12 protein-coding genes are annotated in these 15,256 nt (G+C 39.7%); 11 read left to right on the top strand and 1 reads right to left on the bottom strand.

Translation table 11 applies throughout. The features are described 5' to 3' along the window. Nucleotides 1-75 precede the first annotated feature (75 nt). From BLS35_RS02675 to BLS35_RS02655, 5 genes are all read left to right on the top strand, one after another. On the top strand, nt 76-564 hold the full coding sequence (locus BLS35_RS02675; protein WP_090777537.1) for a hypothetical protein: 489 nt from the start codon (nt 76-78) through the stop codon (nt 562-564). Between the two features lie 76 nt (nt 565-640). Continuing rightward, the gene (locus BLS35_RS02670; protein ID WP_090777535.1) at nt 641-2,053 is read left to right on the top strand and encodes a calcineurin-like phosphoesterase C-terminal domain-containing protein; all 1,413 of its coding nucleotides are present in this window, start codon (nt 641-643) and stop codon (nt 2,051-2,053) included. 95 nt (nt 2,054-2,148) lie between these two features. Next, nucleotides 2,149-3,051 (top strand): glycerophosphodiester phosphodiesterase family protein, encoded by a 903-nt coding sequence (locus BLS35_RS02665; protein WP_090777533.1) that lies wholly within the window; start codon nt 2,149-2,151, stop codon nt 3,049-3,051. A gap of 81 nt (nt 3,052-3,132) precedes the next feature. Further along, nucleotides 3,133-4,473, top strand: coding sequence for a glycerol-3-phosphate transporter (glpT, locus tag BLS35_RS02660; protein WP_090777531.1), 1,341 nt, complete (start codon nt 3,133-3,135; stop codon nt 4,471-4,473). 37 nt (nt 4,474-4,510) lie between these two features. After that, nucleotides 4,511-5,203 (top strand): GDSL-type esterase/lipase family protein, encoded by a 693-nt coding sequence (locus BLS35_RS02655; RefSeq protein ID WP_090777529.1) that lies wholly within the window; start codon nt 4,511-4,513, stop codon nt 5,201-5,203. A gap of 15 nt (nt 5,204-5,218) precedes the next feature. Here BLS35_RS02655 and BLS35_RS02650 read toward each other — a convergent pair whose 3' ends face one another. Continuing rightward, nucleotides 5,219-6,370 (bottom strand): fatty acid desaturase family protein, encoded by a 1,152-nt coding sequence (locus BLS35_RS02650; RefSeq protein ID WP_090777527.1) that lies wholly within the window; start codon nt 6,368-6,370, stop codon nt 5,219-5,221. A 146-nt stretch (nt 6,371-6,516) separates the two neighbouring features. Between BLS35_RS02650 and BLS35_RS02645 the strand changes: the two genes are divergently transcribed. The 6 genes from BLS35_RS02645 to BLS35_RS02615 all read left to right on the top strand — a co-directional run bounded on the left by BLS35_RS02645 (nt 6,517) and on the right by BLS35_RS02615 (nt 15,239). Next, nucleotides 6,517-7,530, top strand: coding sequence for a LacI family DNA-binding transcriptional regulator (locus tag BLS35_RS02645; protein WP_090777525.1), 1,014 nt, complete (start codon nt 6,517-6,519; stop codon nt 7,528-7,530). Between the two features lie 474 nt (nt 7,531-8,004). Continuing rightward, nucleotides 8,005-11,061, top strand: coding sequence for a SusC/RagA family TonB-linked outer membrane protein (locus tag BLS35_RS02635; RefSeq protein ID WP_090777521.1), 3,057 nt, complete (start codon nt 8,005-8,007; stop codon nt 11,059-11,061). A gap of 24 nt (nt 11,062-11,085) precedes the next feature. After that, entirely contained in the window at nt 11,086-12,462 is a 1,377-nt protein-coding gene (locus BLS35_RS02630; protein ID WP_090777519.1) for a RagB/SusD family nutrient uptake outer membrane protein, read from the top strand. 24 nt (nt 12,463-12,486) lie between these two features. Further along, entirely contained in the window at nt 12,487-12,984 is a 498-nt protein-coding gene (locus BLS35_RS02625; RefSeq protein WP_090777517.1) for a DUF5004 domain-containing protein, read from the top strand. 7 nt (nt 12,985-12,991) lie between these two features. Then, the gene (locus BLS35_RS02620; RefSeq protein ID WP_132225977.1) at nt 12,992-13,768 is read left to right on the top strand and encodes a hypothetical protein; all 777 of its coding nucleotides are present in this window, start codon (nt 12,992-12,994) and stop codon (nt 13,766-13,768) included. A gap of 10 nt (nt 13,769-13,778) precedes the next feature. Continuing rightward, entirely contained in the window at nt 13,779-15,239 is a 1,461-nt protein-coding gene (locus BLS35_RS02615) for a SusE domain-containing protein (protein ID WP_090777513.1), read from the top strand. The last annotated feature ends 17 nt before the right edge of the window (nt 15,240-15,256 follow it).

Genomic DNA, 15,256 nt, shown 5'->3' with positions numbered 1-15,256 from the left:
TTAAGCGGATGGTGATTGTTTAAAAAGATACTATTAATGATAATTAACTTAACAAATTTTAATTAAAAAACAGTTATGAAAAATCAAACCTTCAAGTTGTTGTGCACAGTCGCATTTGTTATATTCTCACAGTTAACTTTCGCAACTGCTGTTAACTCAGCTGCGGCTGTTAAAGTCGGTGCAACCCCTGGCAGAATATTTAAAGTCGCCACATGGCTAAACTATCCAAATGCTATAAACGGACAGCAGTCTATGTCTTTTTGCAACGATATTGTCACCGAAACTACGATCATTCCTCAATCGAACATTCATGATGGAGATGTGATTTGCCAATGTCAGACTTACCGTTTTACATTACCGTTTCATTGTGCGTCTGTATCATGGGGCCTATACAATGCATCAATCGTGTATTCTTATTCCGACTACGACAAAGTTATCCAATTTACCAGCAACATTTTTGTTGATGGGTATGCCAATGTCTGGGTTACTGTAATTGACCCGGCAACCGGTGATCCTTACTTCTATGAAATGGCATTTACTCCATGGGTGGATTGCTGTGAATAAAAAAAACTAGCATCATTAATAGTTTTAAGGAAGGGCCTAGATCCTTCCTTAATTTTTTAATTTAAAAATACACAAGTTGAACAGAAGATCCTTTATTCAATCAATGGGCCTCATCACTGGAGGCGCCTTCATCAGTTTACAAAGCAATGCCTTTTCTAAACTAAGAAGAGATAAAACAATTACCGGTATAGTGTCCGATGGCAAAAGAGGAATTGCCAATGTGGTGATCTCAGATGGCTATAGCGTTGTGGTTACAGATGCCAAAGGAAAATATACGATTACAACCGACGATAGGGCGACCAATGTCTTTATGAGTACGCCGGCAGGTTACGAGTTTAAAACTGATTATAGCGTAGCCAGGCAATATGAAACCTTAGGCAGTCGCAATAGCTATGATTTTAAGCTTAAAGCGCTTAAAAGGAATGATAGCAAGCACAATTTTATCATTTGGGCCGATCCGCAGGTTAAATCGAAGAAAGATGTAAAACAAATGATGGATACCGCCGTGCCAGATGTGCAGCAATTGGTTAAATCAATGGGGCCCGATGCGCTGATCCATGGCATTTGTGTGGGAGATATTGTATGGGATAACCATGCTTTGTTTCCAGATTACAACCAGGCGGTGGCAGAGATGGGAATTCCATTTTTTCAGGCCTTGGGTAACCATGATATGGATTACAGAATGGGTGGTGATGAGACATCAGACAAAACTTTTAAGGAGGTATTTGGGCCTACTTATTATTCTTTTAACAGAGGCAAGGCACATTATGTAGTATTGGATGATGTTCGCTACCTGGGTAACGAAAGGGAGTATGACGGTTACATTGGCGAGAATCAATTGGACTGGTTGGCTAAGGACCTTAAATATGTAGGCAAAGACCAACTGTTGATCATCAACCTGCACATTCCTGTACACAACTCGGTTAAAAACAATGCGGCGCTTTATGCCTTGCTAGAAGGTTATCAAAACGTCCACATTATGTCGGGCCACACCCATTACAACCTCAATAAAATAACCAACGGTATATACGAGCACAATCATGGAACGGTATGTGGTGCATGGTGGACGGGGCCAATCTGCGAAGATGGTACTCCACGTGGCTATGGTGTTTATGAGGTAAATGGTACAGATCTGAAATGGTATTACAAATCAACTGGATTTGATAAAACCAAGCAAGTTAATATGTACGTAGAGGAGTTAACCGATCAAAAAAGGTTAATCGCCAATGTTTGGAATTGGGACCCGGAATGGAAAGTCGAGTACTTTTTAGACGATAAACCAATGGGTGCGCTTGAACAGCAAAAAGGCTATGATCCTTTAGCCGTACAATTGTATAAAGGAGATAAATTACCAGTTACAAGATCGTTTGCAGAGCCTAAAAAGATGGATCATTTATTTATGGCCCACTTTAGTCCCTCAGTAAAAAATGTTAAAGTGGTTGCGACAGATCGATTTGGAGAGAAATATACAACTACGCTTAATGCATAGTCGGTTGATCAAATAGCATACAAAGGAGCGATTATGAGCATATTAAGTTAATATGCACTGATCGCTTCATTTTATAAGAAACTAAATATAAATCAATGAAGAATGTAATATGTGTTGCCGCTGCGGCTTTGTTAAGTTTATCGGCCTGTAAAACCATGAAAAACTCCAGCTCAACTGCCAAAGCCGAATTCCCTGCATTTAGTACCGAAGGGCACAGAGGTGGAAGAGGTTTAATGCCTGAAAATACCATTATCGGGATGCGCCACGCTGTAGATTTAGGTGTTACTACGCTAGAAATGGATACACACATTACCAAAGATGGCAAAGTTGTAGTTACGCATGATGATTATCTGAGTCCGGCATTTATGTTAACACCTGAGGGTAAAGAAATCCCAAAATCAGATGCTAAAAAATATCCGGTTTATCAGATGGATTATAGCACATTGAAACAATTTGACCTTGGCTCAAAGCCGCATCTACTTTTTCCAGAGCAGCAAAAGATTAAAAGTTATATCCCTTTACTGGCTGATCTTATTGATGATGTACAGCAATACACTAAAGGGAAAAAGCAGATGTTCTATAACATAGAAACCAAATGTAGTGCTAAGGGCGATGGCATCGTAAACCCAGGGCCTGAAGAATTTGTGAAGCTGTTGATGGATGTGATTAACAAAAAAGGAATTACACCTTATGTCGTTATTCAGTCTTTCGATAAGAGAACATTACAAATTCTACATAAAAAATACCCTAATGTGCGTACGTCGTACCTGGTAGATAATAAAAAAACAGTTGCCCAAAATCTTGAAGATCTGGGTTTCGACCCATTTATTTTAAGCCCTGCTTTTAAAATGGTAAATGCGGATCTGGTAAAACAATGCCACGAACGTAAGATTAAAGTGATTCCGTGGACGGCAAATACTAAGGAAGATATTGCCAATTTAAAGCAGCTAAATGTAGATGGCATTATTTCAGATTATCCTAACCTATTGATCAACTAGCTAGAAAAGATTAGCGCTACTCAAACAATATCCTCAACTAACCAAAAACAATTAAATAACAATATCCGCTAACCAATCTAAATGAGTATTAAATTATTTTCGCCTGCTCCACACAAAGAGCTCTTACCTTTAAGTAGGATAGACCCTGAATATAAAAAACAACGTATTAAAGTATTTCTTGGCATATTTTTAGGCTACGCAGGCTATTACCTGGTACGTAAAAACTTCTCACTGGCTATGCCAGATCTTATTGATCAGGGATTTAGTAAGGCGCAACTTGGTTTTGCACTTTCAGGCGTATCTATCGCTTATGGCTTAAGTAAGTTCTTAATGGGAAACGTTTCTGATCGAAGCAACGCCCGTAATTTCCTTACTGCCGGCTTGGTGCTTTCGGCCTTTACCATGATTTTTATGGGGATATTTCCTTTTGCAACGTCCTCCATTGCGGTTATGTTTATCTTGTTATTTATTAACGGATGGTTTCAAGGAATGGGATGGCCTCCATGTGGTAGGGTAGTGGTACATTGGTACTCTATAAAAGAGCGCGGGACCATGATGTCTATCTGGAATGTAGCGCATAACGTGGGTGGCGGTCTGGTAGGGCCTATCGCTATTTTAGCCATAGAGATATTTGCCGACTGGCACAGTAAGTTTTATTTCCCAGGTATCATCGCCTTATTTTTTGCAGTTATAGCCTATGTTTTGGTTAGAGATACACCACAGTCTTGTGGATTGCCTCCTATCGAAGCATACAAAAATGACTATCCAAAAAACTACTCCGCAGATCAGGAAAAGGAGTTTACTGCTAAAGAGATTTTCTTCAAATATGTATTTAACAACAGGATGTTATGGTATATCGCCTTTGCGAATGCCTTTGTATACCTGGTTAGATATGGAATTTTAGATTGGGCACCCACTTTCCTGGAAGAAGCAAAAGGTTTTTCTTTAAAAGAGTCGGGCTGGGCATATTTCTTTTACGAGTATGCTGGTATTCCGGGAACACTACTTTGTGGTTTGATTAGTGATAAAGTATTTAAAGGGCGTAGAGCTCCAGCAACGATCATCTATATGGTGCTGGTACTGATTGCCGTATTGGTATACTGGAAAAACCCACCAGGAAACATCTGGATTGACAATACTGCATTAATTGCGATAGGTTTCTTGATTTATGGTCCTGTGATGCTCATTGGAGTACAGGCACTAGATTTGGTGCCTAAAAAAGCGGCGGGTACTGCTGCCGGCTTAACCGGTCTTTTTGGTTACATGGGCGGTGCTTTATTTGCCAATATTGCCATAGGCCTTGTGGTAGACAAATGGGGATGGGATGGTGGTTTCGAAGTGATAGTGGCGGCATGTGTCTTATCTATCTTCTTTACCGCATTAACCTGGAACAGAGAAAAAAGGAATTTAGCAGCGATGTAAATTTGTTATTTTAGGGTTTTACATAACCAAACACAAAATGAACTACTCACTTCACAAAATCATTGCAGGATTAAGTTTAATCTTAATTCTTGGCTCAACAGACACACAGGCTCAGGATGTAAAATGGGATAGTACCTATAGACCGGGTGCTTACCTTAAAAAAGTAGAAGCCTTTACCGCTGAAGGCATCAAAAAAAAGGATTTCGTCTTTTTGGGGAACAGCATTACTGCTGGAACAGATTGGGCTAAATTATTGGGCTTACCCAATGCAAAAAACAGAGGGATCTCTGGTGATATCACCTTCGGTGTATTGGAACGCCTGGATCAGGTAATATCTGGTAAGCCTTCAAAAGTATTTGTATTGATAGGGATCAATGATGTGTCGAGAAATATTCCGGATAGTATCATCTTAAGGAATTATAAAAACATCATTAGCAGGATAAAATCAGGGTCAAAAAAGACTAAAATCTATTTCTATACGTTATTGCCGGTGAACAGCTCATTTAATAAGTTTAAGAACCATTATGGTAAAGACGAGCACATTTTATGGCTCAATTCCGAGATCAGAAAGTTAGCTGATAAAAAGGTAACGATTATCGATCTGTACCCTGAGTTCTTAGATTCAGAAAATCATTTAAAAGCTAATCTAACACACGATGGATTGCACCTGAAGCCAGAAGGGTATCAGGTTTGGGCAGAGGTGCTCAAAAAGGGTGGCTATTTAAAGTAGTCACCCCTTATTGGCTTATTTTTTTGCGAACGCCATGGCTGGCCTGTTCATATACTGTTCAGGCCTGTTTATGTAAGGCGTTTCGTTATAAGTTTCTTTTCCTAATCTTTTCAGCGTTTTATAATGAGACACTAAAGCTGCACCGAAAGTAGGACTCTCAATATAATTGAGGTTAAAGTCCGCTGCGGTTTGTCTTACGATCTCTCCGATAGCGGGGTAGTGGATATGGCAAACTTTTGGGAAAAGGTGATGCTCAATTTGTCTGTTCAGTCCGCCACATAAAAATCCCGTCACTTTGCAGTCTACGCCAAAGTTTGCCGTAGTTTGCAGTTGATGGATGGCCCATGCCTCTTCAATATTTCCTTTCTCATCAGGAAGAGGGAAACTTGTACCCTCAACTACGTGCGCAAGTTGGAAGACTAATCCCAGTACCAAGCCTTGCGAAAACTGCATCACCAAAAAGCCGAGTACAAACTGCCACCAAGTAATGTTCATCATTAATAATGGAAGCGCAATAAACAGGAAATAGTAGATCCCTTTATAAAAGAACAATTTAAAATATTCTATTCTAGGATGTGAAGAAACGTGTTCTCCAATCTTTTTCTGAAAGAACTTCTTATAATCTTTTCTGAAAACCCAGGAAAGCATGGCAAAACTATACAATACAAAGGCATAGTAATGTTGGTAGCTTTGCACCTTATTCACTGTTTCCGTTTCTGAGAAACGGATTAAGCCGGGGGCAACATCAATGTCCTCGTCATGTCCGGCTATATTCGTGTAGGTATGGTGAACGATATTATGGCAGATGTTCCAAACATAAGGACTGGCACCAATCAGGTTAAAAACGAAGCTAAAAAACTTGTTGATGGTCGAATTTGCAGAATAGGATTTATGGATGGCATCGTGGCATACGTTAAAGCCTACAAAAGCGCCAAATGCGCCTAATATGGCACATAGCAGAAGGGTAACTCCTGCATTAAAGCCACCCAGAAGGATCATTAGATAAAGAGCAATTAAACCCGTTAGAAAAAAGAGGGTTTTGAACCACATGGCCCGATTTGCATGTATTGAAATATTGTTGTCAGTAAAATAGGCATCTACCCTTTTCCGCACTGTCACGTAAAATGTCGAATTATTGACATTCGTGAACCTAACCTTTTTTCTCATAAATTATGTACTCCCGGGTAGTGTTACGCCCTTCTTTTGATTTGGCTGATGTAACATATTTATAACGTACCCAAGATTAGCATATTGTTATTATTGTATATTTACCATAAATTAATAGTTCTCTATCAATAATTATCTAAACATAGATGCAGAACATCAATATTAAGCAGTTGGCCAAAGCGCTGAACCTGTCTACTTCAACAGTGTCCAGGGCTTTTAGGGATAATAGCGATATCAATAAAGAAACGAAGGAAAGAATCCTTTCGAAAGCAAAGGAGTTTAATTATCAGCCCAACCATTACGCAAGTAACCTGAGGGAGCAGCGGAGCAAGACCATTGCAGTGATTGTGCCGGAGCTGGCGAATAATTTTTTCTCGCAGGCGATACATGGTATTGAACGGATCGCGCGTGAAAAAGGGTATCATATTTTAATCTATGCTACGGATGACGTGTATGAAAAGGAAGTTTCCTTTATTCAGCACCTCCATAATGGCCGTGCCGATGGAATCATCATGTCGGTATCTGGCGAGGCAAATGATCATAATTATTTGAACGAACTGACCCAAAAGCGTCTGCCATTGGTGTTTTTCGATAGAGTTTATGAGGATATCATTACGCCAAGGGTAATTACCAATGATTATGATAGCAGTTTTTCTGCTACTCAGCACCTTATTAAGCAGGGCTGTAAGCGCATTGCTTACCTGGTTATCAACAAGAACCTCTCTATCGGTAAATTTAGGATGCAAGGCTATATAGATGCCTTATTAAAATATAATATCCCCTATGACGACCGTCTTGTGGTTGATTGTACGAACAGTTATTCCAAAAATAATGTGATATTGAAGCAAATGCTGACGGAATTAAAACCGGATGGAGTCTTTACTTCTGTGGAAAGATTGGCCTTTGCTACTTATTATGCTTGTTATGATTTGAATATTTCTGTGCCGGAACAACTTAAGGTAATCGGCTTTTCAAGTTTGGAGATTGCTCCACTATTAAATCCTTCTTTAACAACAATTACCCAGCCTGCTACCAAGATTGGAATAGAAGCCGCAAACCTTTTATTTAAGATGCTGGAGAACCCAGAATCTGTAGATCCAAATGAGCAGATCGTACTCAATTCTAAGCTGATTAAAAGACGATCAACAGAGCTAAGTTAAGGGTGCAAAAAAGCGTCTAAAATCTTTAAAATTTCGAGTCAAAAAAGAGCGCTTTTTGGGGCCTCAAAAACAGCCTGTTTTGAAAAAAAAATCTGAAGGTTTTGCGATTTTACGCAGAATTCTTCTCCATTTTTCTTTGGGTGCTATGAAAAAGTGTTGATAAGTCCGGGAACGATCCCGGGATCGTTCCCGGTAATTGAGGGAAAAATATACAAATACAGTTAGTGGTCTCTATTCTGTTTTTGTGTTTGTAACTATTTGTTTTATAGGTGTTTGATTATTTTTATGCGCATTTTTGCGGAGGTCTGATTGCAAATTTTTGTGCATGATTTTGAGGTTTAGAAGTATAAAATATGGTGTTAAAAATAAATTTGATATAAAATTTTGAATTGTCGTTGCCGACTGTAAATTTACCATAAGTGTTACATACACTTAACGTTAACCAAATATTACACCCTAAAAACGAGTTTAAATATGAAAGTATTTTACCTAAAAAAGCATTACCTTTTGGTGCTTTTAGTTTTGACAGCACTTGGGGCAAATGCCCAGACCGGCTCGCTGGTTGGAAAAGTACTAGACGAGACTGGACTGCCCTTACCGGGAGCATCTGTACAGATCAAAAGTTTAAGTAAAAACACCCTTACCAATGCAGATGGTACTTACAAGATTATTGGATTAAGTAATGGGACAGTATCCCTATTTATTAGCTATGTTGGCTATCAGCCCAAACAAGAATCTGTAAAGATAAATGGGAGTACAGTCGCTAATTTTAGTTTGAAGCCTGATGATCAGAGTTTAAACGAAGTTGTGGTGGTGGGTTACGGTACACAAACCCGACGCGAAGTAACCGGTTCTATCTCTAAAGTTACTGGAGATAAACTAACGGCTATTCCTGCTCCAAGTTTCGAGGCTAGCTTACAGGGACAGGCTCCAGGTGTTCAAGTAACAACTGGCAGTGGACTGGCGGGTAGTGGTTCAATCATCAGAATTCGGGGTATTGGATCAATATCGGGAGGCGGAGACCCCTTATATGTGATAGATGGGATTCCAATTACTTCCGATCCATTTATTGGTGGAAATCGTGGTGGTATGAATCAAAATCCATTAGCAACGATTAATGCGAACGATATTGAGTCAGTAGAAGTATTGAAAGATGCTGGTGCTGCTGGTATATATGGTTCACGTGGTGCAAATGGGGTAATTTTAGTGACTACTAAAAGAGGAAAGTTGGGTAGGCCTACTTTTAACTTATCGACCAAATATGGTGTAAGCACTTATGCCAACAAGCCTAAATTTGTTGACGGACCAGAATGGTTGCAATTACGTCAGGAAGCATGGGCTAATGATGGAAATACGGGATTAGCACCTTTACCGGGTGGTTTAACCTGGGCACAGGCCGAGCAAAATAACACAGATTGGTGGGATTTAGTTACTCAAACAGGTCGCCTTAACGATCAGAGTGCTTCTTTTAGTCAGGGAACGGAAAAAATAAAAAGCTTTGTTTCTGCTAATTATAGCAATAATGAAAGCTTTTTGAAGGGGAATGCTTACAAACGCTATGGTTTTCGTACAAATTTTGATATTAAGCCGACTTCTTATTTTACCACAAGCATCAATGTGGGGTATGACAGGGGAACTAATAAAAGGGTAAATGCTGCCTGGGGTGGTGGTTTGGGAGAGGCTATGTCAACCGCTTTGCCTATTTACCCCGCTTTTAATCCAGATGGATCTTATTACAACAATGCGGCAAATCCTTTGAAAAATGTTGATTTGTTAGATTGGAAGACGGTGACTGACAGGTTAATCGCAGGTGTAATGTTCGAATTGAAACCGGTTAAGAACTTAAGTATTAAGGCTATCGCCAATATGGATAATATGGATGTGAAGGAGAACCAATATCAGCCAGCCATCCTTAGGAATCAAAGCTCTGGTTATGCAAATGCATGGCCTGTAAAAGTATTGAACCACACATTTACTGGGACGGTAAATTACGACTTGGAATTCAGTAATAAACATAAATTGTCATTCCTTGTTGGGGCAGAGAATCAGGAGAGTTACCGAAATTTATACAAGGATGGTATTTACGGTGATGCAAACGGTCCTTTTAATAAAGATACTCAGAGTTACGAAAAAGCATTGGCAGATCAGATCAAAGCAAATTCTCTAAACTATGTCTTGGGCGCAGATAGAAATACTTTCGCTTCTTTATTCTCGAGGATCAACTATTCGTACGACAATAAGTACTACTTACAAGTTCTGGCCAGGCGAGATGGGTCTTCTAAATTTGGCCCCAATAATAAATATGGATTTTTCCCTGCGGCTTCAGCTTCCTGGTACATCAGTCAGGAAAACTTCTTAAGCGATAACAAAGTGATCTCAAATTTGAAACTGAGAACAAGTTATGGTTTAGTAGGTAGTTCAAATTTTCCTTCCGGTCAGTATTATTCTATTTTTTACCAAGGGAAAACATATAATGGAAATGGTACTGTAGCTCCGGATAATGTAGAAAACCCTGGATTAAAATGGGAAGAAGGGCGTAATTTTGATATAGGGCTTGATTTCGGCTTATTCAATAATAGAATTAGTGGCGAATTCTCCTATTACCACAAAAAGACTATCGGAGCATTACTCGATGGTGGTATTTCTCCTTCAACTGGTTTCTTAAGAGGATGGGTTAATGTTGGTGAAATCCTGAACGAAGGGCTGGAGTTGAGCTTGAACACGATAAACATTCAATCTGATAATTTTAAATGGATCACTCGGTTAAATATTTCTAAAAATAGAAATGAAGTGCTTAGTCTTGGTGATTTCTCAGCTGATGCTGTACGAGGCGGAACAAACGATACCCGAATCTCCATTGGTTATCCTTTAGGTGTAAACTATTTGGTGAGGTATAAGGGTGTTGATCCGGCAGACGGCTTACCTATCTGGTTGAATAAAGATGGGTATGAAACAAAAACCTTTTCATTGGATGATCGTGTAAACACAGGACAGGTGTTGCCAGATTATGTGGGTGGTTTAACAAATACCTTTAGTTATAAGGGGTTTGAGTTGAATACCTTATTCACCTTCGCTATTGGTGGCAATTTGTACGACGGTTCTGCTAAACGCCAGTTAGGTATTGTAACCGATTGGAATATTCGCTCTGATATTTCTGATCGCTGGCAGAAACCGGGTGACATTGCTAAGTTCCCTCGTTTAACCATGAACACTGGAACTTATCCTGGCTTATCAAGCGAATGGCAGTATAACTCGACTATGTTCCTGTACGATGCCACTTTTGTGAGGTTAAGAGAGGTAACGCTTGCTTATAACCTGCCGGCTAGTTTTGCACATAAATTGAGGTTGCAAACTTTAAAGGTTTTTGCTTCAGGTATGAACTTACTAACCTTTAGCAAATATCCGGGAGGTGACCCAGAGGTTGCCCGGGATTTTGAAAATAATCAGGATAGAAATATGAGTCCGAATGTAACGTATCTGACGACGCCTCAGCAAAAAAGCGTATCGTTTGGTTTATCTACCTCATTTTAATTGTTGACCATAATAGATAAGAAGATGAAATTCAATTATAAAAATATTTTAAAAACGGTTGCCGTGCTTGCTGTACTTGCAGGTACCGGAACAGGATGTAAGAAATTTCTTGACGCTCCACCACAGGACGCCTTAAATAAAGAGCAAGCCATAGGCGACGAGGCGGGGCTAATTCAGTTAATGAATTCGGCTTACCAGGTTGTTGGTGGGGATGCGATGTTCGGTGGGAAAATTCAAGCAGTAAGTGAAATGATGGCAGATCAACTAAACGGCACTAATTTGAGCGGCGATTTTGGCGAGTTTTACGGACGTAAATCATCCATTTTTGGAGATTATAAGCGGGATATGTACGTAGGGATGTATCAGGGGGTTTATCGGGCTAATTTGGTATTGGAGAACTTAGATAAAGCTACTACCGCTAAAGATAATATTGAAGGCCAGGCAAAATTCGTAAGAGCGCTTGTACACTTTGAAGTGGTTAAATTGTTTGCGCAGCCATGGGGCTTTACCACAGATAATTCTCATTTAGGGATTACAATCAGGTTAAGTACCGAAGTGGGCACCAAAAATAGGTCTACAGTTAAGCAAGCTTATGATCAGATTATTGTTGATTTAAAAGATGCTGAAAACAAACTGCCAGATGTAAATAATGGCTTGCCAACGAAATGGGCCGCTAAAGGTTTACTTGCAAAAGTATACTTCCAGATGAATGATTTTCAAAACGCATATAACTATGCCAATCAGGTTATTGAAAGTAAGAAGTTTACATTAGATGCAACTTATGCATCTCGCTTTACAGAGGCCGGATCAACCGAAAGTATATTTCAAATGATCAGCACCAGAGGAGCTTTTGAACCAGGAGCGGAATTAAGAAATCAATTCCGTTCGGACAATGGTTTGCCGCAGATGAGGTTTACAACTGCGTTTTATGCTATGGTAAATACGCCAAATGATGTCAGAAAAACGTTGTTTAATACAGTTAAGTATCCGGGTAACATCGTAATCACGAAATACAACTTAGATAGGTTTAACGTTCCGGTGATTTACCTCACAGAAATGAAACTGATCAGAGCTGAGGCCGCGGCAGAAAACAATGCCAACCTTCCAGTGGCCATTCAGGATGTCAATGATATTATGAATAGGGCATATGGTGGTACTAAGAGTATTCCTGTTGGTTCTACCCCTGCCTTTATCATTACGAATGCACGCTTTGAGCGTGGTTTGGAACTTGCCGGAGAGGGTAACAGGCTTTCGGAGATTAAACGGATCGGAGCCAAGGGCGAGAATATAGATAAACGGGGTTCAGTTTGGAACTGCCCGGGCTTTATTCTGCAATTCCCTCAGGAAGAAATGGGTACGAATATCAATTTCCAACGCAATCCTGAAGGCAACTGTTTTTAATCTTAAACTTTAAAAGATAAACGTATGAAACGTATTCAATATATACTATTCGCTATCTGTATCCTTTCGATATGGAGCTGTAAACCTGAAGAGTTTCCACCGATAGGCGAAGCACAAAATGTTGTGAAATCTATCCAGGGAACCTGGGGCTTAACTAAAGTGACACAAATTGATCAGGATGCGACCACAAAGGGCTTCCCTTATAAACAATTGGACATCACATCGGTGTACCCATACACAGACCTTGTTGTTGCTTTTATGGGCGATGCACAGGGCAATCCTTCTACTTTTACCATCACTTCTGGCAATTCTCCTAAAATAGCTGATTTAACTACAGGTAACTGGGCTGTAGATGATGTAAAAGCGCCAACTACGATTTCTTTAAAAAATGGCACGATCACGAACAGCCTTAGCATAGGTTCTTATGTAAGTCTGAAATCGGGTAAGCTATTGATTAAAAGAGATAAAAAGTTAAATGGGAAAGTAATCCTGTCTTATCAGTATGAATTCACTAAAAAGTAAGCAGATCATGAAAAAGATATTATTATTAATTATATGCTGTTTTGGTACAATATGGGCATCTGGACAAGGAAAAGTTACTTTTAGCCCTGCAACATTTACTTCTGAGGATGAGGTGACCATTACACTTGATGTAACGGGCACACCTTTGGAAGGGGCCAATGATGTTTATATCTGGGCATTTTCTAATGATGGTGTTGGTGGTGGTAAAGATGCCAGCACAAATGGGCAATGGGGAGCTTCGTCGCCAAACGCAAAATTCACTAAAACAGCGACCAATATATTCACTTTTAAGTTTACCGGGACTATACTTTTTGGTCAGAGCCCTGCCGAGCTGATTAACTTCGGTTTCCTTGGTAAAAGCATTGATGGTTCAAAACAAACGCCCGATTATAAGCCGTTTAAGTTTGATCCACTTGTATTTACGCCGGGGCAGTTTAGGTTATTTCCAGCAAAATTGGATAATACGGATATGGCTACGGTTTACTTTCATCAAAACCTGGCTACAGATATCAATCTGCAAAGGATGACTAACATCAAGGTCGATCTTAGTTTTTATAATGAGGCCGGTAGCGTCGTAGGTTCAAAACAAGGCATCGCAACAGTGAAGGAGTCGGCGATTCTATTCTCCTATTCTTTTATACCTGATAGGGTAATTACTGTCCCTGCCGGAACTAAGCTAGGTAAGTTTACTTATCAGTTTAGTGGTACTGTAAAAGATGCAGGCGGTCTTGATGTGCAAGCTAATGGCCCGGTAATAGAAGTGGTTTATACGGTGTTCAATTAATCTTAAAGTGATGAAATACAAAATATTATATACACTCCTTGTACTTGTAGCATTCGCTTTTGGGTGTAAAGAAACAACTTTTGATGAGACGTCAAAAGGGGAGGCGCTAGGTGCTTTTAATGCAACTGCACCTGCTAACAATACCATGTTGGTACTGAATTCGGCAACGCCGGGTAAAGCCATCGTAATAAGCTGGACAGCGGCCAAGCCAGGGGTGAATACCGCGCCGACTTACAAGTGGGTTGCAGCTTTAAAAACAGGTTCAATCGATCAACCAATCCTTGAATTTCCATCTGATAATGCTGGCAAAGCAACCACGCTTACCTTAACGCAGAAACAGCTGGATGATGCTTTGAAAGCAAAAGGAATAGTTGATGGTGCTAAAGCAGAATTGATTTGGCGGGTAATTGCTGATAATGGATCCTTAAAAGTGAATGGAGATACCTTTAATCTTTCTGTAACCAGGTTTGGTGATGGGGTATCCAATTTTATATTATATGGACCAGTCTCCAGTGCAGATGTGATTACCATTAATCCGATCTTAACTGCCCAGTCGTTAAATTTTAAATGGCAAAAATCATTTGCTGGAAAAGCAGGCGCTAATGTCACTTATAAAGTAAAATTCATTAAGCCAGATGGTAGTTTTACAGCTCCGCTATTTGAATTTACATCAAACAACAGTGGACTAGATTCTAATTTATCAGTAAGTTATAAAGATTTTGATGCCAAACTTACAGCAGCAGGCTTTGCAGATCAAGCGACTATTGCTACCTTAAAATGGAGTGTAGAGGCGACTTCGGGTACCTTTACTAAATTCTCTGATTATACAAATGACATTTCTGTATTGAGGGATGTGAGTTTGTATATGGTTGGTGATGCTTCTGAGTTTGGCTGGGACAATGGTAACCCAACTCATATGTTCCGCGATGCAGCCAACAGGGGATCTTATATCTATACGGGTTATTTAAATGTAGGCGATTTTAAGTTTATTACCGTTGTTGGCAATTGGGATACTCAATATGGCAATAATGGCAGCAATGGTGTAGCGCTAAAAGCTAAAGGATCTGATCCTGATCCAGGAACTTATCATGTAGCAACAGCAGGTTTTTATACGGTGAAGATCGACATCAATGCCTTAACTTTTTCTATCACTCCATATAGTGTTGCTGGGGCAACAACTTATGCCTCTATTGGAATAATAGGGAACTTTAATGATTGGGCTGATATCACGGCAATGGGTAAAAGTTCTTTTAACCCGCATATCTGGGTAATTACACAAACAATCTCGTCAAATACAGAGATGAAATTCAGGATTGCTGCTGGTTGGGATGTAAACTGGGGCGTCGCAGCAAATGCAGATGCAAAATATGGTAAGACAGTTCTAAACGCGGGTAACCTGAGTGTGAAAGCGGGGACTTATAAAATCCTGTTCAATGATTTAACCGGAGATTATATATTCTATAACAAGTAAATTTTTAGGGTTACCAA

It is taken from the genome of Pedobacter sp. ok626 (genome assembly GCF_900100435.1).
Taxonomy (GTDB): Bacteria; Bacteroidota; Bacteroidia; order Sphingobacteriales; family Sphingobacteriaceae; genus Pedobacter.
Note: the sequence above shows the minus strand (reverse complement) of the source record. Positions and strands in the feature narration are given on the sequence as shown.

What these genes read in the sequence shown, in the direction of transcription:
- BLS35_RS02675 (WP_090777537.1), top strand. Translation starts at nt 76, where the DNA reads ATGAAAAATCAAACCTTCAAGTTGTTGTGCACAGTCGCATTTGTTATA.
- BLS35_RS02665 (WP_090777533.1), top strand. Translation starts at nt 2,149, where the DNA reads ATGAAGAATGTAATATGTGTTGCCGCTGCGGCTTTGTTAAGTTTATCG.
- glpT (WP_090777531.1), top strand. Translation starts at nt 3,133, where the DNA reads ATGAGTATTAAATTATTTTCGCCTGCTCCACACAAAGAGCTCTTACCT.
- BLS35_RS02655 (WP_090777529.1), top strand. Translation starts at nt 4,511, where the DNA reads ATGAACTACTCACTTCACAAAATCATTGCAGGATTAAGTTTAATCTTA.
- BLS35_RS02650 (WP_090777527.1), bottom strand. Translation starts at nt 6,370, where the DNA reads ATGAGAAAAAAGGTTAGGTTCACGAATGTCAATAATTCGACATTTTAC.
- BLS35_RS02645 (WP_090777525.1), top strand. Translation starts at nt 6,517, where the DNA reads ATGCAGAACATCAATATTAAGCAGTTGGCCAAAGCGCTGAACCTGTCT.
- BLS35_RS02635 (WP_090777521.1), top strand. Translation starts at nt 8,005, where the DNA reads ATGAAAGTATTTTACCTAAAAAAGCATTACCTTTTGGTGCTTTTAGTT.
- BLS35_RS02630 (WP_090777519.1), top strand. Translation starts at nt 11,086, where the DNA reads ATGAAATTCAATTATAAAAATATTTTAAAAACGGTTGCCGTGCTTGCT.
- BLS35_RS02625 (WP_090777517.1), top strand. Translation starts at nt 12,487, where the DNA reads ATGAAACGTATTCAATATATACTATTCGCTATCTGTATCCTTTCGATA.
- BLS35_RS02620 (WP_132225977.1), top strand. Translation starts at nt 12,992, where the DNA reads ATGAAAAAGATATTATTATTAATTATATGCTGTTTTGGTACAATATGG.
- BLS35_RS02615 (WP_090777513.1), top strand. Translation starts at nt 13,779, where the DNA reads ATGAAATACAAAATATTATATACACTCCTTGTACTTGTAGCATTCGCT.